This is a genomic window from Burkholderia sp. RF4-BP95, assembly GCF_001521985.1.
GTDB classification, from domain to species: Bacteria; Pseudomonadota; Gammaproteobacteria; order Burkholderiales; family Burkholderiaceae; genus Burkholderia; species Burkholderia diffusa.
In genome coordinates this window covers 314,599-334,278 of the sequence record NZ_LOSX01000018.1, presented here as the reverse complement: position 1 = coordinate 334,278, position 19,680 = coordinate 314,599, and the positions used below count along the sequence as shown (strand labels likewise).

Sequence of the window (19,680 nt, the reverse complement as noted above, 5' to 3'; positions counted from 1 at the left end):
TCCGACATGTGGAGTCAACCGCTCAGGACAGAAATTCGACCTTTCCACTATTCAGCCGGTAAACACCACCCGCGATTTTCAGCCTGCCAGCTTCTTCGGCAGACTTGACAATGTCCGATCGGGCACGAAGATTGTCCATGCTATCAAGGACGTTCTGCGCAATCGCGGCATCGAGAAGATCCGCTGCGCTCGCCCTGACCTTGATCACTGACGGCAAGATCGCGCTCGCGAGCGCCTGGATCCGGCCGGGAAACGTTGCGCCTTTCGTTTCCATCCTGACTGCTGCATCCACCGCGCCACACTTGTCGTGGCCGAGAACCACGATCACGGGCACGTTCAATACGGCAACGGCATATTCGAGGCTTCCGAGCATGTCGGTGCTCACGAAATTTCCGGCCACCCGAGTGACGAACAGGTCTCCCCTCGCGCTGTCGAACGCGTACTCCGGAGCGACGCGCGAATCCGCGCAGCTCAGTATCGCCGCATAGGGATTCTGCCCGCCATTGAGCGCCTCGCGTTCGTGCGCGAAATCGTGACGACGCATAACGCCCGACACGTATCTCGCATTCCCTTCGATCAGGCGCTTGATCGATTCGTCCGGCGACAAGGTGTTCTGCGGTTTTGGCACCTCCGTCTCCGCGCCCGCCGCGATCGCCGATCTGGCGGACAGCGTGCCACCCAACACGGCGGCAAATGCTGCTGCGCCGGTCTTGCGGAGAAACGAGCGACGGTGCTCACCGCCCATCTCCTCTCGGCATGTCTTCGAATCACACATCAGATATGCTCCAACACCATTCTTCGTTACAAATCGCCGAGCACCGACGGTCGTCGTTTACTCTTGGCGCTCCACCCCACCCCTTGCGCGCGACCGCTTCGTCACTCGCGATCCGCCTTGGCATCTTATTTCCAGCCATCCGGCATCGGTTGCCGTTCGTCGCCGGAGAACGAATCGCTTCGCGTACCGTTTCCGGTCGGCACTTCGTTGGGATCCGGCACCGATACGGGCGGGCTCAGTTCCCCCCGAACACGTGCACTCGATTCGGATAAGGAATTATTTTCATCGCGAATGATGTAGTGCGTCACTGCAATGGCAATCACGGCTACCGCGGCCGCCAGCAGGACGATTTGAAGCCTTTTCATATGAATGCCATGGGCAATGAAGAACCGGATTTTCAGTGCGACGCGAAATATCGCAACGCGCCATAAACCGATGAAGGTGTCGGAAGTGGGCCGGATTTCCATACCAGATCCGTCGAACGGTTCGATACGAATACCTGGCCGACATGGCTATCCGCCGTGTTCCGCTGGTCGAAGTAAAGACGTTTGAGCGACTCTATGCCCGGGCTTCCCGGAACGACGGCCAACCAGCCGGGCTTCGCATCGAATCGCGCCAGCCAAGCGGACAGCGCCACCGGCGTGTCGTTGGCAGGATCGATGCTGATCGACAGCAGCTGCGTGTCGGCGATCGGCGACTTCGCCAGCGACGATTGCAGCGACTGGAAAATTGCCCCCTGAAGCGGGCACGTGGAACTACAGCCGGTAAAAATGAACTGGATCGCCGTCAGTTTTCCCCGAAGCAGATCGCGAAGCCGCCCTCTCGCACCATTCGCGAGCAATATTTCGGTATCCGGAACGGGATCGGCGGGCTCGATCGGCCCCCACGGATTGTGGGGAATCTCGCGTGGTTCGGCAGCAAACGCAGGCAGGCAAAAATAGGCGGCGCTCGCAAGGAGGAAGCCGCGCCGCGACAGGTCCAACATGTTCATGTCAACGTGTTTCCGTCGTCAAATAGTTCCAGAGATCGCCGCATTGCTGGTCGCTTGCATCGAAGCGCGGCATGGTGGACTTCAATGTCACATAGGCCGGATCGACCCCGGTGCGCAACGTCTCGCAGAACGTCTCCCGGGAATAGACAGAGGGCGGCCCGCCTCTGCGCTGCTGCGGTACGCGCAGTGTCGATGCATCGAGCAGCGGCGCGAGCGCGCCCCTTTGCGGGGACGACACATGGCAATTGATGCACCGACTCGCGGTCGGCGGGAGAATTTCCGCATGCCCGTCGAGCCGGCCGCGCATCGCGTTGCCGCCGTCGAACAGGCGGGCGCCCCGCTCGACGCTCGCGTCGAGCGGCGCGTCCGGCGACCCAACAGCCAGGCTGCCCTGCAAGGTCAGCCCGACGATAAGCACGCGCGCCAATCGACGGCGGGCTGGTTCGGTCGAACCCGCGACCCGATTCACGCACGTGTCCTTGCTCATTGCGCTCAGGCACCGATCTGGATGATCTTCGCGACACTCGGCACGCCGCTCGCATTCATCGCGAACAGCATGTAGTTCCCGGGAATAGCGACGCCGGAATCCGACGGAATCGAAAGCGAATACGTATAGTCGCCGCTCGCTGACGTCTGTTGCGCGACAAGCGGAATACGGCGCTGATCCGTATTGACCGAGTGCGTACTGGATGACATGCGCACCAACGCGAAGCTGCGAATCGGCATGTCGGCCGAGACCGCGATCGTCGCCCCGTAAGCCGCGCTCGCAGGTGACGTCTTGATCGCCGGGCGCGTCGCATTGCTGCCGTCCGCGTTCAGCAGATACGGCGGCGTCAGGATCTGCACGTTGGGATGATTGGTATTGCAACTGCTTCCGCAGAGCCCGCCGCCGGACGACATGACGCGACCGTCGGGAAGCAGAAGCGCCTCGCTGTGGTAATTGCGCGGCACACTCATCGGTGCAAGACGCGTGAACGCCTCTGTCGTCGGATCCCAGAGCTCGGGCACCAGCACCGACTGATCGTCCGTGAAAGGAACCGGGACAGCCTGACCGCCAATCACGACGACTTGGCCGTTCGGCAGCACAACGCTGTTGACGAACCCCCGGCTATACGCCAGCGGCTGAACTTTTCGCACAACAGGAACCGCCGAGGGGCCAGCCGAAATATCGATGACGTAAGCGCCGGCTTTCGCCACACCGCCATCGTAGGCCGGTGCGCCGCCCAACGTAAGCAGCTTGCCGATGTCGTACATCACGGCGTTACCATTGATCGAGAATCCATCATCACCGCGCTGGCCAACAGGGACGACCTGGCCGGCCCCTTTCGTGTCGATCCAGCGCAACGTCGCGTCCGGGCCGGCGTAGAAGACCCAGCGGTTCTGCGCCGCCACCAGCCACATATGGTTGTCGCCGCGATAGGCGCCGGCAGGATCCGGGCCGATGATGTCCGGAACGTTCGACAGGATCGACCACCCACCGCCAGGTGTCCAGACTTCGCCGTACTTGTCGCCAAGGGTGAAATTGGGCGTAGCGATATTCCACGAACCACCGAGGGTAAAGACCGATCCGTCGGACAGGGTCGCGCTTGCTTCGTAACCCCGCGGGATGTTCATCAGATCGGACTTGCCCCAGGTATGCGTAACCGGATCGTAGATACTGGTCTTCCTGCTGGAGACCCCACCGTTGACAAATACCTTGCCACTCGGAAGCAGGCCGAGACCCGGACAGAACATGTTGTGCGCCACGCTCGTCAGCACTGCGTCCGATGCCTTTTGCGCAATCGGATCGAAAACGGTCGTTTGGGTATTGCCATCGACACCACCAGTGCCGCCGGCGTAGTCGGGCAAGTCCGCCGACCACATCAGAATTTTTCCGTCCGGCAAGTGCGCGGCAGCCGTCGGCACGAGCGGCAGCGTGATCGGACCACCCCACGACGACGGCAGCGTTCGATTGACGCGCCACATGGTGTTCGACCCGCCCCCTCCATTGCACGGAGACTGGATCAGGTTGGCCTGCGCTGCAGTAGACGCATTCTGGACGACGATGCATTGCCCGCTGCTCGCGGAAACGAATTGCCAGTACCCATTCGAATAGGCGTTCGTTCCATTGACTGCGCTGGCGGCACGAATCGTCCACAACTGGTTCGTTCCGCTATCGCACCGTTGACCTTCGATTGCCGCACCCGCACTCTGAGATGCGCCCCGCACACCGAGACAAAGATCCTTCGCGTTCAAGCGGATCTTGTAGCCATTGACCGTCGGACGAATCCGCCATTGCTGGCTCGCGACATTGCTGCAGGCGTTCTGTGTCGCTTGCACGCCCACATCGCCCGAATCGACGCAAAGGTTGCTGTTCATGCCAATCAGCGAACCGGTCACTTCCGGTGGTGCCGATACGTGCAGGATCTGCGATTCGCTGCTGCTGCAACGATCCTGGATCACATGGGACGCGCTATCGACGCTTACGCAAAGCGCGTCGTGAACGGACACGAGCTTGTGTCCGGTGCCGGACGGCGTGACATCCCACTGCTGATTCGAGCCGTTGTTGCACGGATACTGCACGAGCCGTTCGCCCGGGCTAGTTGATGCATTCAGAATCGTTAGGCATTGCTGACTGTTCTTGGCAACGATTTGGAAATGCTGATCGCTCTTGACCAGCGACCATTGCTGGCTGGCCAGGTTCATGCATTCACCGGCGTCGACGTTTGCGAGCGCTGAAACGGACCCGCCGCCGACGCCGACACACAGCCGGCTGCCGTTGACCGTCACCGAGATCACGCCGTATGGCGTCGATTGCGCTGCCGCCTGAGCATGAACGAACTGAACGGTAAAGAACAGCAGTCCAAATACCAAACATCTAAATTTCAAAATCCCCTTCCGCATCTCACCCATAGCACCCCCTCCCACCCATCAATGATTTTCATCAGAAAAATCGGATACGTGCTGCATCACCGCAGCAAAATATGACGAAAGCGAAGTTTTCGATTAAGCGGGCACCACGAGCCCTCATTACTCATCTTTTAATTTCGCTCATGCGCCGACGCACGTCCACATACTCCAGGCTGCCGGATTAGAGTCTATTGTCGAGAATTCTTTTAAATATGATTTTTTCTGAATGACCACCATCGATACACAAATCATGTGAAAACAAGGCACTCGCAATGAAATTGAATCTTTATCTCACGACAAGGGAGATAATCATCGATCTTTTCGGTTCGCTGGATCACACAAGTCGCATCTCGACGAATGCGGCCGTTGGCAGGCATTGGTGGCCGGTCAGGCGACTCGGGACGCGCATTCCGCAGCATCGGATGCGGGTAGCGTAACGAGAAATTCCGAGCCGACATCGAGGGAACTGGTGACCTTGACCGTACCACCGAGTTGGGTCACGGCGATACGAACGTAAGCCAGTCCGAGGCCGGTGCCCGCCACGCTCGCCTCGGATGCGGCCGGAGACCGGTAGAACGGACGAAACAGTTTCGACAAGTCATCGCTGGCGATACCAGTTCCCCAGTCGCGCACCGAAACGGTCCAATAGTCATCGCGGCCGCCGAGGGTAACGTGCACGTCGCCGCCGGTGAAGCTGAACTTGATCGCGTTATGAATCAGGTTGCTGAAGATCCGGAAGACCATCAGCCTCGCGCCACTCACCCATGCATCCGCGACCGGTGAATCGAACAGGACCTTGACGTCCCTGCATCGCGCGCATGCCCATGAGTCGTCGACGACTTCCGTCAACACGTCGACGATATTCACGGGCTGGAACTCGTGAGACTCGATCCGGCTTTGCAGGCGTGCAAACTGCAGATACTCGTCGACCAGAGATAGCGCGTGGCGGGCTTGACGCGCAATGTACCTTCGCACGTTCATGCTGGACGCGATGCTCGATTCAACGCCATGACCCGATCCCTCCGTCATCGTGATGATCGCGGCGATCGGCGCGCGTATGTCGTGCGAAATGAAGTTCAACGCATCCTGACGCTCTCGCTCGAGGAGAATATTCTCCGCCTCTGAGGCTCTGAGTCTTTGGGGCCCATTACGCAGTCGCACGATGTCGTCGTTCTCGCCACGCGCGCCCCCGGCTGTCGGTCCGAAGGCAGCCGACACTTCCTCGACCGGTTCGATCACCTTGCGGCGAAATGTACGAATGAGCACGATTTCCAGCGCGAACGCCAGAACCGAAAATCCTGTCACCCAGCCCAACGACAGCCGTGCATGATCGATACTTGCATCGATACGTTGCGCCGCAAGCTGTAGCTCCGTATCGCGCAACGCCACGATCGGGTTCATCGCCGGTACGTACTCGTTCGTGAATTCCTCCATGGTCATCGGGTACGGTTCGCCTGCCCTGCTTGCGTCGCGGATCCGCGCGGCCAATTTCCAGGCCCGGTCCAGATAGGCATGCCGCAGAGCATCCATGCCTGCCTCCAGCTCGGGATCGGTCGTGCCGTCGGTCGCATGCATCTTGAGCAGGTCGTAAAGCTCCAGGATGCGGCCCACATCACGCTCCATCGCCGCTTCCTGGCGCTGCGTCAACGGTGCGTCATGCACCACGGCAGGTGCCAGATCGGAGCCGAGTCGACCGGCATATTCCCGGAGTTCCGTCAGCAAGCGTGCACCCGCAATCTGATACGAAATCTCTGGCACGCGCATGAGCAACGGCGTCTGCATCCTGGAAAGCATCGGTTGCAGGATATCGACCAATCCGAACATCTGCCGCAGCGCGTCGCTCATTTCCGGTGCGCGGCGCATCGAGGCCGGTAACGCAGTCAATGCGTCGACGCGACGTCTGGCAACCGCCAGGCGCGTATCGAGTTCGATGACCGTCGACCGGTCGAGATCGTTGGCAGGTAGTGCGGTCACGAGCGCCGAAATCGCCGCGTCGGTCCTTTGCCGGGCCTCGACGAGCGCATGCGCCGCGTGATCGCGACGATGCGGTGCCGCACCGAGAACACTGTTCACCGGACCGCGTTCGCGCGAGACCATTTCCGTGACCACCAGTGCCCGTCGATATGTCGCCAGCAAATCGACGGACGAGTACTTGTCGGAAAGAATGTTCCACGCCTGAGCGATCGCGATCAGCGATGCGCTGAGGGTGATGAGCACGACCCCCGATGCGAGAATCCAGAATTGTCGACCGATACGCATGACTGATTGTGCCTAACAATGATCGATTTGCATCCGTTGCACCGGATGCCGACACGCTCGATCAGGATGAAGCGCCGTCAGGCGATCGAGTTACCGAGCAGCAATGGCGGAAAATAATAAGCGTAATGGCGCGTTGCTCCAGCAGTGGATGATTTCGTGAAGTTGAGTACGGCGTGCGGCCGCCGCGACCAGCCGCAGCCCCGGATCCGTCACGGCCGAGGCGCGAACGACCGGGTCGCGCGAAAACAGCACGCCCGCCTGGAAATCTCGTCCGTCTCGTCCGGCCCCGACTACTTGGCGTCTTGCCTGTCAGCGCCCGAATCGTCCGTATCCGGATGCGCCGCACTGCCAATCCGATAGGCATCCAGATCCCGTCCGACAAGCCATTTCGGCACCCTCCCGCGCCCGGCCCACGTCTGCCCCGTCTGCGGGTCCCAGTACTTCGCCCTCGCCTTGCGTACCGGCGACGTATGCTCGATGTCGTTCAGGTCGCTGATGAGGATTCCGTATTGGGACATCAATTGCACGACCTGCACGATTGCCGCGGCTTTCGCCTTCCGGCTCAATGCTTCGATCTCGGCCTGTATCTCGAGCAACCTCTCAGTCAACTGCGGATCCGTGTTCACCGCGTTCCTCCTCCATTACAGGTTGACGCGGATGGCGATTCAACACATCGGCTGCCCGATCCACGACCGAGCGCCAGTCACCTTGCGTCGTCTGGCGCAACAGCGTCATCGACCGATACCAGCTGCATCGGTCGCCCTCATAGCCGAACCGCCAGTCGCAATGGCGCATCAGCAATACATAGGTTGGTTTTCCCAATGCGGCGGACAGATGAGCGACCGATGTATCGACCGTCACGACGGCATCGAGATTCGCGACGAGCGCCGCCGTGTCCGAGAAATCCCGCAATGCGTGGCTGAAATCGATCAGATCGAGGTTCGGCGCGCCCGCGGCCTGTTCTCCGAGTTCGGCATTGTGCAAGCTGACGAACTGGACGTCCCGGCATTGCGCAAGAGGCTCGAGCATCGGCAACGGAATGCTCTTCCGGCTGGCCCGGCGCGCCGCGGAGGGCACCGACTTTGCCGGATTCGAGCCCCACGTCACACCGACCCTCATCGTGTGAGCCGATTGCGGCGCGAGCGCGCGAAGCCGCGTGCCGAACCATTCGACTTTCTCCGGATTCGCCAGCAGGTACGGCGCACCTTCGCCGAACGATGCGGCGGTCGGACGCAGCCAGCGCGCGAGGCTGCCGATCGGCGACTGATAGTCGATCAGCCCCAGGTCGCCGATTGCCGCGGGCGCCACCCCGACGCGATGGGCACGTACGGTAACGGACGGAAACGAACGCTGAAACAACGTCACGAGTGACGGCGCGCAGGCGAGCACGACGTGACGCGCGCTCCGGGCCAGCTCGGCGATCATCGATGCGAACATGATCTCGTCGCCGAGCCCCTGCTCGCCATGCACGAGAATGGTCTTGCCGTCGAGTGCTTCTCCACGCCAAAGCGGCATCTGGAACGGATGGCGAGAGACGTTGATCAGGTGTCCGATCTCGAAACGCATGTCGTAATCCGGCCATCCTTGTGTGCAGCCCGTCGTCCCCAGCAGGAAATGTGCTCGCTCCCACTGCGTCAACCGCGTGTCGGCGCCCTCCATCATCGCGAGATCGAAGTACATCGACGCCTCGTCGAACCGCCGCAAATGCGCGCAAACGACGGCCATCCGGTGGTGCATCGACGGATATCGATGCCCTGCTGCTTCCAATGTATCGAAACAGCGCGCCGCCTCTTCGAAGTGATCGTTCAATCGAAGGTATTCGCCATAGTTCCACAATGCATCCGGGTGATCCGGCTGCAGCCGCAGGCAGTTTCGATAGCTCAATGCCGCACGCTCGCGCGCGCCCGTTCGTTCGAGGGCGACGGCGAGGTTGTAATGTAGATTCGCATCGTCCGGTATCCGGATGCATGCTCGTTCGAGATACAGAAGCCCTAACGCATAGTCACCGCGCACGCATGCGACGATGCCGAAGAGCTTCAACGCCCGCGCGTCTTCCGGTGCAACCGCGAGCGCCTCCGCAGCAAATAGTCCGGCCTCGTCCGGACGGCCGGCATTGAGCAGTTGCTCGGCACGCGCGATCCAGCCGCAAGCATCGAAGGCCGGTTTCATGTCACACTCCGCTTGCGCCGGTTACGGAAACCTCGACGCGGCGATTCGGTGCCAGGCAGGCGATCAGCGCCTTCCGGTCGCCTTGCCGGCACTCGACGAGCGGATCGCTCGCGCCACGGCCTTCGGTATGGATGTCGTTCGCAGGCACGCCGGCAGCAGCCAGATAGTCGCCGACCGTTTTCGCTCGTGCTTCGGACAACTTCTGATTGTGGTCGCTGCCGCCAAGACGGTCGGTATACCCGACGATCGACACGGCGCTGACGTGCTGATCCTTCAACGCCGATGCGAGCTGCGACAGCTTCTGCCTACCATGCGGGGTCATCGATGCTTCGTCGGCACGGTCGAATGCGAACATCGCGTCGGCACTCAGGCGGATCGGAGCGGGCGCCGCCGCCACCGGGGCCGGCACCGGCACCGGCTGCTGCGCAACCGGCTGCTCCGGCTCGCCGCACTGGAACACCAGCGTGCGGACATCGTCGTCGTGACGGAGCGGCCCGACGCCCTGCAGAACGTGTACCTTCTGGTCGCCGCAGATTTCCTGGGCCTTGTCGCGGCAAACGCCGGCGCCCTCGAAAAGACCGTGACATTCTACTTTGTAGGATTTCGCTCCCGCGTTGTCCGATACGACATATGCGTTGAATCGCGGCCCCGTTGCGCTGGTGCACGCGCCGAGCAGAAGTGCTGCCGAGACGCCGATGAAAGTTGCTTTGTACATGACTTGTATCCCCTAGTGTGTCGAGACGAGGCGCATCGACGACGCGCCCCTTGGTATCGAATGAACGTCGATTACCACTGCATCGAGGCGCCGACACCCGCCGTCGTCCCGCCGCTGCTCATGCCAACGCCGGCACGGAACTTGATGTTCTCGGTAATGCGCGCCGTCGCACCGATCGCCACCGCCTGGTACCCGCGATAGGTACCGCCACCGACACCCACCGCAATGGTCTTGTCCTTGTCGACTTCGGGAATCATCGTCAGCGCAGTCGCGGCGGCGATGCCGCCGTATGCGTTACGCGCGAGGTTGTTGACGTCCTGGCGAATCCCGCCGAGTTGCTGGTTGAAATTGTCGGTCGTCTGATTGATCGCGTCGTTCAACTGCGATACGTTGACGCCGTCGGTACCGTTCACCCCCTTCGCGACGTTGACGATACGACGCTCGTTACCCGCGGAGCCGATCGACACCACGTTATCCTGACCACCGTCGCTCGACCCGTTACCGAGCGCGACGCTGTTGCGGCCGCTCGACTGGGCACCCGATCCGATCGCAGTCGAATCGACCCCGGTCGCAACCGGCGCGGTGTAGGTCGTCGGATTACCAGTCACCCACTTGTCACCGCCCGTCGTCGACGGCGGCACCGCCTGAATCTGTTTAACCGTCTGATTGGTCTGGTTGAGCGTCTGGTTGGTCTTGTCCAGGTTCTGTTGAACCTGGTCGATCGAATTCGTCAGATCGTTCTTCAGGTTGTACAACTGACTTCCGTTGACCGCATCGAGGCTATTCGGTCCGACGACGCCGGGAGCGAGATTATGTATGCCGACCGGCAGGCCGCCCGGGTTCAGCGTGACGCTGTTGTAATTGATCGTGCCGTCCGGGTTGATGTCGTAATTGACCGCGTTGTCGTGCACCCACTTGAGCTGGCGGACGTTGACCGCGTCGGTATCCTGCGTGCCGCCCGCTACATTCGTGATCTGGCGCTCCGCCCCGGGTGCACCGACCGACACGGCGCCGGCGGTCGAACTCACGGCCACGTTCGAGAACAGTTCCGTTGCGCCGTTCAAGCCCGCACGATCGGCAACCGCACCGCTACCCAGCGCGACACCGCCGTTCGCGGACGCGTTGGCTGTATCGCCGAACGCGATCGACCCTGCACCGGAAGCCACCGACGTATTGCCGATCGCGACCGAACCCTGGCCTGTCGCCGAGTTCTGGTTGCCGAGGCCGACGGCGCCCTGGCCGGTTGCCGTATTGTTCGCGCCAAGCGCGACCGCGCCGGTGCCGGTCGCGACGTTGGGATCGCCGATCGCGACAGCGCCGTTTCCGCTGGCCGTGTTGGCGGTGCCGATCGATACGGCCTGACCGCCGGTGGCCGTGGACGTGTTGCCGATCGCGACGGCGCTGGCCGAATTGGCCACGGCGCTCGTGCCGACCGCAATCGCGTCATCGGCTGTTGCCGCAGCGGCATTGCCTATGCTGATCGTGCGGCTGGCGGTCACGTTGTTGCCTGCCGACGTGCCGAACGCGATGTTGTTGTCGCCCGTCACGTTTTGTCCGGCCTGATGCCCCATGGCCTGGTTACTACTCCCTGTCACATTGCTGCCGGTACCGACCGTCGTATCGCCAGGGTCGGTACTTCCGAAGGCCAGATTGCCCCCACCGCTGACGTTCTGACCTGCCTTGAAGCCATTTGCCTGATTGCTGCTGCCCGATACGCCGCTACCGGCCTGGAAGCCGCTCGACTGGTTGTAATTGCCGGTCACATTGTTGCCTGCACTCTCCCCCGTCGCCTGGTTATCAACACCGGAAACGGCATTGCCAGCCAGAGTGCCTTGCGAGAGATTACGGTGGCCCACGACGTTGAAACCCGCGTGGTATCCACTGGCCTGGTTGTCCGAGCCGGTTACGTTGTAGCCGGCCATATTGCCGCTCGCCTGGTTGTCGTCACCCGTCACGCTCGTTCCGGCAAAGTCGCCGATCGCGAGGTTGCGGACACCGCTCACGTTGTTGCCTGTCCGGTCGCCAATCGCGAGATTGCCCAGACCGCTGACGTTCTGTCCCGCCTGAGAGCCGATCGCATTATTATTCGATCCGGTCACATTGCTGCCCGCGTTGCTACCGAGCGCCGTGTTGTAGTCTCCGGTCACGTTGTTGCCCGCCGACGTCCCGATTGCATAATTCGCGCCGGGGCTTTGGGTACCGTTACTTGCAGGCGCGCTCACGTTCTGTCCGGCACCGGTACCGATGGCGATAAAGTCGGTTGTCGCATTGCCCGTGGGGATTCCGCCCACCTTGCCGCCATTCGTGTCCGGCACCCCAGAAAAGCCTGATGCCTGCCCGTATGCCGCACCGCACGCAGCGACACCAAGCGCAAATGCAAGTGCGCTTGCGCGAGCAATGACACGCGCCTTCCGCTCGGACTTCTGCGAACACCCCTTCCCCGCTGCCGATGTCGTTTCCGGCGCGACTACCCACTCGCCCCGCGACTCGCTCCACCTCACCCGATATGTCTTGTTCATTTCATCCTCACCAAGTCGATTCAAAAACATCAAATTGCAGTGAGGAATTTATTTTTTACGGACAACATCAAATCTGAACTTTCCTATCCGGATTCTTTAAACATTGAAAATCAAACCCATTAAGTTATTAATTAAATTTACAAGTAAAACGTTTGCGGAAGAGAATTCGATATATCACGATCTCTTTTAGAGCCCCCCCCAAAAAAACGCATCGCCTCCGGTTGATCTGGGCGAATACCAATCGGATTGCTTATTCTGTCGCGCAGCTCAACTCGTCCAGCCGGTATCCGTGTGTATAGATCGAACGAAGCAGTGCGCCGTTGCTCCGCGACAGATTGAGCTTCTGCCGGATTCGGTAGATATGCGTGTCCAGCGTGCGGGAACTCTCGTCCCCGACTGAACGCCCCCACACTCGACCGATCATCGTTTCGCGCGATACGACCTGTCCGACATTCCGCGCCAGCAACTCGATAATTTCGTATTCCTTGGGTGACAACGAAACCCGTTCGCTGCCTAGATAGATTTCGCGCTGCACCGTCTCAACCCGGTATGCACCGAACGTGATCGTGGTCAGGTTTTCCCTGATTTCGATGGTCCTGCGATGAAGTGCCTTGATGCGCGCCACCAGTTCCCGCTCGCGCGGCGGCTTGACGAGATAGTCGTCGGCGCCTGCTTCCAGCGCTTCGACGAGATCCGATTCGAGAATGGCGTTCGTCAGCACCAGCACCGGCAGCGCCACGTAGCGTTCGCGCAGCCATGCAATCACTTCGAGCCCATCGATATCCGGCAACCGGAGATCGAGCACGACAACGTCCGGCGCCGCACGCTGGATCTCCCTCAATGCACGCGTGCCTTCCGGTATCACCTGCACGCACCACCCGGCCCGCTCCAGCATCGCTTGATAACACCGCGCCTGGTCCTCGTCATCCTCGATCAAATAAATAATCACTGTCTGCCTCGACTGCTACCGAAATGGCTGTACATGCGCAAATATCCGCGCCGCACATGATTCGCGCGCTGTCGAGAACCGGCTTGTGCAGAGGGCAACCCCACGGTGCAGGATGACTCGACGGATACACCGCGCGTCATTCGTCGCCTGGACACGGAACTTGATTGATGGCGGCTCGACTGGCATCCGGCTGCGGTACGCCGAATCAGCCAGAACGCAAGGCCGGTGGTCGACCTCTCGGGCCTGAAGTCTGCTTGTCGCGGGTCGTGTCCGCAGACTCGCGCATTCACATCTTTCGCACACTTCTTTATGGATTTTCAAAGTACTTCTTGTCTCAATTTTCGACAATATTTCCGGGCCAATTTCACAACAATTCTGAATATTTCATCTCGCGCAAGGTTCGGCACGCAACCTGAACCCTGCTGCCACAATCGGTCCGATCATGAAACCCTCCCACCGCATCGAGGGTTCGCAGCCCGCCTGGCCTTCGCCACGCGCCGCCTTTAGCTCGCAATCCGACCGTCGACACGATCATGCGCGTCGACATGTGTGCGTCTCGATGGCTCGCGACTCACATACTCGAGCCTGTATCCGAGCGTGTAGGCCGAGCGCAGCACGAGCCCGGACAACGCGTGCAACCGCAATTTTCGCCTGATCCGGTAGATATGCATGTCCAGCGATCGCGATACCGCCTCGTCGATGGGGCGGCCCCAGACAAGGGTCGCGATCGTTTCGCGCTGAATCACCACACCGATATCCTGAACCAGCAATTCGACGATCTGATATTCGATCGGTATTAGCCGTACCAGGTTGCCGGCCGCCATGACTTCTTTCATCTGGACGTCGATGATCAGATGTCCGATTTCAATGACGGCGGGCGCCGGACGGCGATGTCGTCGGATCTGTGCCGCGATCCGCGCGACGAATTCATCTTCCGACACGGGCTTGCGGACGAAATCGTCGGCGCCCGCGCGCAACGCGGCCACCACGTCGTGCTCGAGCACGGCACCGCCCAGAACAACCACGGGAAGATCCGGAAAACGGGTCCTGATCCAGACCAGGACTTCGAGCCGTCGATATCAGGCAAGCGCCGCTCAAGCACGACGATGGTCGGCAGGCTTTTTGTCAGCCTGCGCATCGCCGCGCCGCCCCGATTGATAGTGTTCGACCCTGTATCCTGCCCGCGCGAGCGGCCCGTCAATCATGCGTGCCTGCCGTTCGTCGCCGTCGAGGAACAAGACTCCGTGTATATTGCACATACCCTGACCGATTCGATGCCCGAGCAATGCCGCATGTATCGACTCTCGGCACCGTCTTTATGGTTTTTAATAATGGGTCGTCGATACTTCCGCTCCGGTTCCTGTTCCCGGCGGCAAATCGGCATTCGCTCGATCGACGCGTCCGATGACTTGCAGCGCATTCTCGGGGCGGTCAGCAGGCCTTGTAAATTGACATATTCGACTGGATCAATTCGCCCTGGGCATGAATGCGCGCCCCGCCCCTTCAATTGCCCGGCGCTTACGCCTGCAACAGCGCGCGATGCAACGCCGCGGCCAAACTCATGACGTGCAAGGCGACTTGCCTGCACCGACGACATCGGAGGCCAATTGGACCCCATCAACGAAGTCGATCGTCGGCAGCACTTCGGTCAGGATCTCCAGGAATCTGGCTGCCGCCGGCAACAACGACACCTCGCGGCGGGTGAAAACATAGACGTCGCGCTGGAGCACCGGCGATTCGATGAGCCGATAAGGCAGTCCGAGCGCGCCCGGATGCGAGGCCGCCAGCGCCGAAATGACGCATGCACCGATCCCGTCTCGCACGAGCGCAAGCTGCATATCCAGGCTCGTGACAGTGACCCTGCGCGCCATGCGCTCCCAAAGGAGCGGCGCGTATTGCCTCAATGCGGCAGCGATGCTCGAATCGTCGGCATCTCGCAGAATCGCCAGCTCGCTCAGGTCCTTGAGGGTCAGCGGCACCGGAACGTTGGTCAGGCCAGCGGGGTAAACGACGCCGAGCCGGGCTGTCAACAGCAATCTCGCGTTCAGCACACTGCCCGCCATGCCGATATAGGAGCCGATACCGACATCGACTTCGCCCGATTCGATCCGCCGGATCACGCCGCCGCTGGTATCGTCGATCAAGCTGACGTGAATGCCGGGCTCTCTTGCATGAAGCGCCTGAATCACGCGCGGCATCACGGTGGAGCCGAACGCAAGCCCGCTTGCGACATGCACCGTGCCGCTGCACCCGCGCACCTGTTCGTTGATCCCCTTCAGTGCGAGTTCAAGGTCGTTGAGTATCCGAACAGCGTCAACGAAAAAGGAGGCACCGTAAGAAGTCAATGAGAGGCGGCGCGTGTTCCGTTCGAGTACATCGACGCCCAACATCGCTTCGAATTCGCGAATCGTCTTGGTCAGCGTGGATTGCGTCAGGCACAGCTCGGTGGCCGCGGCGGTAAAACTGCCCTGTCTCGCGACTGCCACAAAGGCACGCAAATGTCGAAGTGAAACGTTCAATCGGCATTCTCCGTAAGCGACTTCGCCCGGTAACGCTGTCGGTGCGGCTGGGTCGACGGCCGCGATTCGCGGCGGCTCGGTCGAACTTCGGCGATCTAATGCGGGGTACTGCCGTCGCTCGGACCGGCGAGTCACCCGTTGAATCGCTCGCTTGCCTCGGCACGAAAGCAAACGAACGCCAGCCACCAGGTGCGCGACATCGGTGGGCTCGGCGGTGGTGTCGGATCGGTATCGATCGCACTTTGCGACATAACGCTATTGCGAGGCGCACCTACGCGACAATTCACGCAAACCCTTGCCGGGCGGCCCGCGGCACGTTTACGGAAGCCGCCGGAATGCGCGGGAAGCCAAGACTGGCGGAAGGCAGCCAGAGTCGAACTGACCCGGGAGTGTCTGACACCCCCAACCGGGTTTGAAGCCCGGCCGTACCACCGGATACGAATGCCTTCCGTGGGAAAAAACCAAAAGAACAACGAGCGCCTACGCCTGTACACCCATCCAACCGCTGTCAGGCCGCAGGAAGTGAAGATCGCGGTGGAAGCGAGTATACCCAACCCGATCGAAGAATTCGAGAATCTGGATCGCCCGCTTGCGGCCGAGCCCGGTCGCGTCGCGGAACGTCGCCGCATCGAGCCCGCCGCCGCGCGTCGGCGCGAGATTGGCAACCAGCCCGGCCAGTTCGCGCACGACATCCGCGTGATAGAACAGGTCGCGCACGACCTGATGCACGTCGCCGCGCCGCGCGAGCTTGCGCAGCAGCGTGCGCACGGCATCCTCGGCCGCCCCCGTGTCGCGCGCCAGATCGCGGACCCACGGCGGATCGAAGCGCCCCGCATGAATCAGCGGCAGCAGTTGCTGCGCCAGCGCTTCCTCGCGCGCATCGAAACTCACCGCATGCGCCGGCAGATGCAGCCACGGCCCGCTTCGCGCGACCTCCCCGCCATCCACCAGCGCATCGACCAACGCGCGCCACAGCACGTCGCCGACGAGCGGCGCCGCCATCCGTCGCAGGCGCGCCGCATCGAGCCCCTGCTCGTCCGGCACGCGCTCGTGATACGCGCGCAGCGTGTCGAGCGCCCGCGCCTGCAGCGCATGCCAGTGCGCGCGCGCGATCACCGTGCCGTCGTTCGACGCACGCTCGCGCTGACCGATCGCCAGGGCGTCGTCCGGCAACGCGAGCGCGTCGGGCGCGAAGCCCGTCAGGTGCGTGAGCATCGTGCGTGCGATACCGAGCGGCGCCTGCGCAAGCAGCGCATCGAGCCGCCCTTCGTCGAGCCATGCCGCGAGTGCGTCGAGCCATGCGCGACGCGCGGGCGTGCGGCGCTTGCGCGCGGGACCGAACGGGTCGAGCACGCGGCCGCCGCCGACGGTGCGCGTCGCCTGCGGATTGCGGACGATGAAGCGGTCGCCCGGCAGCGCGAACACGGGTTCGTCGAACACCAGTTGCACGCGCATCTTTTGGCCGGCCGCGAGCGTATCGCCGTCGAGCAGCGCGACGTGCGCGACGCGATGCAGCGTGCCGAGATGCACGTGCAGCGGCGCCCAGTGCGTCAGCGTGAGCCCCGCATCGGCCAGCAGCGTCAGGTCGACGTCGAGACGCAGCGACGTCGCGACGAGCCGCGCGTCCGCGACGGTATCGCCACGCTCGACGTCCGCCTTGTCGACGCCGGCCAGGTTCAGCGCGCAGCGCTCGCCCGCGCGGCCCGCGCCGACCGGCCGGTTCTGCGCATGGATGCTGCGCACGCGCGCGGCGGCGCCGGTGCGCACGACCGCGAGCGTGTCGCCGGTCGCCACGCGGCCCGCGAACGCGGTACCCGTCACGACGGTGCCCTGCCCGGCGAGCGTGAACACGCGATCGACCGCGAGCCGGAACAGGCCGTCGTCGCGACGAGCGCGCCACGCGAGCGCCGCATCGGCGAGATGACGCTTCAATGCGGCGACGCCCGGATCGTCCTCGCGCGTCGCGCAGGTTTCGAAGATCGGTGCGCGATCGAGCGTCGTGCCGTGCAGCCACGCGGCGATTTCGTCGCGCACCGCCGACAGGCGTGCGGTGTCGACCCGATCGCACTTCGTCAGCGCGACCGCGCCATGCGTGACGCCGAGCAGTTGCAGGATCGCGAGATGCTCGCGGGTCTGCGGCATCACGCCGTCGTCGGCGGCGATCACGAGCAGCGCGAAGTCGATTCCGCACGCGCCGGCCGCCATCGTATGAATCAGCTTCTCGTGGCCCGGCACGTCGATCAGGCCGAGCACGTCGCCGTTCTCGAGCGGCGTATATGCATAGCCGAGTTCGATCGAAATGCCGCGCGCCTTCTCTTCCTTCAAGCGGTCGGTATCGACGCCCGTCAGCGCGCGCACCAGCGTGGTCTTGCCGTGGTCGATGTGCCCCGCGGTACCGACGATCATGCAGCCGGCCCCGCGACCTGCACGCATTGCGCGACGAATGCCGCTTCGTCTGCCGCTTCGAGGCAACGCAGGTCGAGCCGCAGCGCGTTGTCGGCGATGCGGCCGATCACCGGACGCGGCCATTCGCGCAGTTTCTTCTCGAGTTGCGCGAGCGCGCGGCCGCCGCGCTTGCCGTCCGGCGTGCGCACGACGAGCCCGGCGCTCGGCAACTGATCGATCGGCAGCGCACCGCTGCCGATCTGGCTGAACATCGGCTCGACCGTCACGTCGAAACCGCTGCCGAGCGCGGCCTGCAACGCGGGGCGCACGCGCTCGGCGGCCTCGGCGATATCGCGCTGCGGCCGCGTCAGCAAGCGCAACGTGGTGAGCCGCTCGCGCAGGAATTCCGGCGCGCGGTAGAGCCGCAGCACGGGTTCGAGCGCGGCGAGCGTCAGCTTGCCGACGCGCAGCGCACGCTTGAGCGGATGTTTCTTGATCTTCGCGACGAGCGCGCGATCGCCGACGATCAGGCCGGCCTGCGGCCCACCGAGCAGCTTGTCGCCGCTGAACGTGACCACGTTCGCGCCGGCGGCGACGGTTTCCTGCACGGTCGTTTCGTGCGGCAGGCCCCACTGCGTCAGGTCGGCGAGCGTGCCGCTGCCGAGATCGACGGCAACCGGCAGCCCGCGCTCGCGTGCGAGCGGCGCGAGTTCGGCCAGCGTCACTTCCTTCGTGAAGCCGCTGATCGCATAGTTGCTGCAGTGCACTTTCATCAGAATCGCCGTGCGCGGGCCGATCGCATCCGCGTAGTCGCGCAGATGGGTGCGGTTGGTCGTGCCAACCTCGCGCAGCTTCGCGCCCGCGCGGCTCATGATGTCGGGAATGCGAAATGCACCGCCGATCTCGACCAGCTCGCCGCGCGACACGATCACTTCGCGTTTCGGTGCAAGCGCGGACAGCGTCAGCAACACGGCCGCGGCATTGTTGTTGACGACGGTCGCGGCTTCCGCGCCGGTCAGTTCGCACAGCAGATCGTCGATCAGGTCATCGCGATCGCCGCGGCGGCCGGTGGCGAGATCGAATTCGAGGTTGACGGGCTGGGTAAGCGCGTCGACCACCGCACGCACCGCGTCGTCGGGCAACAACGCGCGCCCGAGATTGGTATGCAGCACGGTGCCCGTCAGGTTGAACACCGGGCGCACGGTGCCCGCGTTCTGTGCGGCCAGCGTGCGGGCGACGGCCGCGGCGATGCGCGGCTCGTCGAGCGGCTCGGCCGCCGACGGATCCTGCTGAGCGGCGGTGCGCCAGCGTTCGAGTTCGGCACGCACCGCGTTCAGCACGCGGGTGCGGCCATGGTCGGCGAGCAGCGGTTGCAGCGGTGCCGACGACAGCACGCGCTCTACCGACGGCACGCGCGCGAGGACGGCATTCAATTCATTCAAACCCGGTTCGGTCACGTAATGGTGGCTCCATTTCCATGCGCGGCAGGGCAGCCGACACCGGCTGCCCT

At 62.5% G+C, this 19,680-nt stretch carries 14 protein-coding genes, 1 tRNA gene and 1 pseudogene; all 16 read right to left on the bottom strand.

Annotated elements, in window-relative coordinates:
- Positions 1–22 precede the first annotated feature (22 nt).
- The 16 genes and pseudogenes from WS46_RS06205 to selA all read right to left on the bottom strand — a co-directional run bounded on the left by WS46_RS06205 (position 23) and on the right by selA (position 19,627).
- Positions 23–775 (bottom strand): carbonic anhydrase, encoded by a 753-nt coding sequence (locus WS46_RS06205; protein ID WP_059689755.1) that lies wholly within the window; start codon positions 773–775, stop codon positions 23–25.
- A 125-nt stretch (positions 776–900) separates the two neighbouring features.
- Positions 901–1,140, bottom strand: coding sequence for a hypothetical protein (locus tag WS46_RS35070; RefSeq protein ID WP_156443080.1), 240 nt, complete (start codon positions 1,138–1,140; stop codon positions 901–903).
- A 32-nt stretch (positions 1,141–1,172) separates the two neighbouring features.
- Positions 1,173–1,766, bottom strand: coding sequence for an SCO family protein (locus WS46_RS06200; protein WP_059689752.1), 594 nt, complete (start codon positions 1,764–1,766; stop codon positions 1,173–1,175).
- 1 nt (position 1,767) lies between these two features.
- The gene (locus tag WS46_RS06195) at positions 1,768–2,253 is read right to left on the bottom strand and encodes a hypothetical protein (RefSeq protein WP_059689750.1); all 486 of its coding nucleotides are present in this window, start codon (positions 2,251–2,253) and stop codon (positions 1,768–1,770) included.
- 5 nt (positions 2,254–2,258) lie between these two features.
- The gene (locus WS46_RS06190; RefSeq protein ID WP_059689748.1) at positions 2,259–4,658 is read right to left on the bottom strand and encodes an RICIN domain-containing protein; all 2,400 of its coding nucleotides are present in this window, start codon (positions 4,656–4,658) and stop codon (positions 2,259–2,261) included.
- A 384-nt stretch (positions 4,659–5,042) separates the two neighbouring features.
- A complete protein-coding gene (locus WS46_RS06185; protein WP_179949129.1) occupies positions 5,043–6,872 on the bottom strand; it encodes a HAMP domain-containing sensor histidine kinase in 1,830 nt (609 codons plus the stop codon).
- 332 nt (positions 6,873–7,204) lie between these two features.
- On the bottom strand, positions 7,205–7,540 hold the full coding sequence (locus WS46_RS06180; protein ID WP_059689743.1) for an H-NS family nucleoid-associated regulatory protein: 336 nt from the start codon (positions 7,538–7,540) through the stop codon (positions 7,205–7,207).
- A complete protein-coding gene (locus WS46_RS06175; protein ID WP_059689741.1) occupies positions 7,515–9,083 on the bottom strand; it encodes a glycosyltransferase family 9 protein in 1,569 nt (522 codons plus the stop codon). Before WS46_RS06175 ends, WS46_RS06180 begins: the two co-directional genes overlap by 26 nt.
- 1 nt (position 9,084) lies before the next feature.
- On the bottom strand, positions 9,085–9,798 hold the full coding sequence (locus WS46_RS06170; protein WP_059689739.1) for an OmpA family protein: 714 nt from the start codon (positions 9,796–9,798) through the stop codon (positions 9,085–9,087).
- A 71-nt stretch (positions 9,799–9,869) separates the two neighbouring features.
- A pseudogene (locus tag WS46_RS35065) lies at positions 9,870–12,305 on the bottom strand (YadA-like family protein); the annotation flags it as partial.
- Positions 12,306–12,567: 262 nt separating this feature from the next.
- Positions 12,568–13,266, bottom strand: a complete 699-nt coding sequence (locus WS46_RS06160) for a response regulator transcription factor (RefSeq protein ID WP_059689734.1) — start codon at positions 13,264–13,266, stop codon at positions 12,568–12,570.
- 503 nt (positions 13,267–13,769) lie between these two features.
- Entirely contained in the window at positions 13,770–14,327 is a 558-nt protein-coding gene (locus WS46_RS06155; protein WP_257129936.1) for a response regulator transcription factor, read from the bottom strand.
- 498 nt (positions 14,328–14,825) lie between these two features.
- On the bottom strand, positions 14,826–15,785 hold the full coding sequence (locus WS46_RS06150) for a LysR family transcriptional regulator (RefSeq protein ID WP_059689729.1): 960 nt from the start codon (positions 15,783–15,785) through the stop codon (positions 14,826–14,828).
- A 354-nt stretch (positions 15,786–16,139) separates the two neighbouring features.
- A tRNA-Sec gene (locus tag WS46_RS06145) sits at positions 16,140–16,235 on the bottom strand.
- A gap of 30 nt (positions 16,236–16,265) precedes the next feature.
- Positions 16,266–18,191, bottom strand: a complete 1,926-nt coding sequence (selB, locus tag WS46_RS06140; RefSeq protein WP_059689726.1) for a selenocysteine-specific translation elongation factor — start codon at positions 18,189–18,191, stop codon at positions 16,266–16,268.
- Positions 18,188–19,627, bottom strand: a complete 1,440-nt coding sequence (gene selA / locus WS46_RS06135) for an L-seryl-tRNA(Sec) selenium transferase (protein ID WP_059689724.1) — start codon at positions 19,625–19,627, stop codon at positions 18,188–18,190. The genes selB and selA overlap by 4 nt, the downstream gene beginning before the upstream one ends.
- Positions 19,628–19,680: the final 53 nt, after the last annotated feature.

Coding starts and splice junctions, on each gene's coding strand:
- WS46_RS06175 (WP_059689741.1), bottom strand. CDS start 9,083: ATGAAACCGGCCTTCGATGCTTGCGGCTGGATCGCGCGTGCCGAGCAA.
- WS46_RS06170 (WP_059689739.1), bottom strand. CDS start 9,798: ATGTACAAAGCAACTTTCATCGGCGTCTCGGCAGCACTTCTGCTCGGC.
- WS46_RS06195 (WP_059689750.1), bottom strand. CDS start 2,253: ATGAGCAAGGACACGTGCGTGAATCGGGTCGCGGGTTCGACCGAACCA.
- WS46_RS06205 (WP_059689755.1), bottom strand. CDS start 775: ATGTGTGATTCGAAGACATGCCGAGAGGAGATGGGCGGTGAGCACCGT.
- selB (WP_059689726.1), bottom strand. CDS start 18,191: ATGATCGTCGGTACCGCGGGGCACATCGACCACGGCAAGACCACGCTG.
- WS46_RS35070 (WP_156443080.1), bottom strand. CDS start 1,140: ATGAAAAGGCTTCAAATCGTCCTGCTGGCGGCCGCGGTAGCCGTGATT.
- WS46_RS06190 (WP_059689748.1), bottom strand. CDS start 4,658: ATGGGTGAGATGCGGAAGGGGATTTTGAAATTTAGATGTTTGGTATTT.
- WS46_RS06200 (WP_059689752.1), bottom strand. CDS start 1,766: ATGAACATGTTGGACCTGTCGCGGCGCGGCTTCCTCCTTGCGAGCGCC.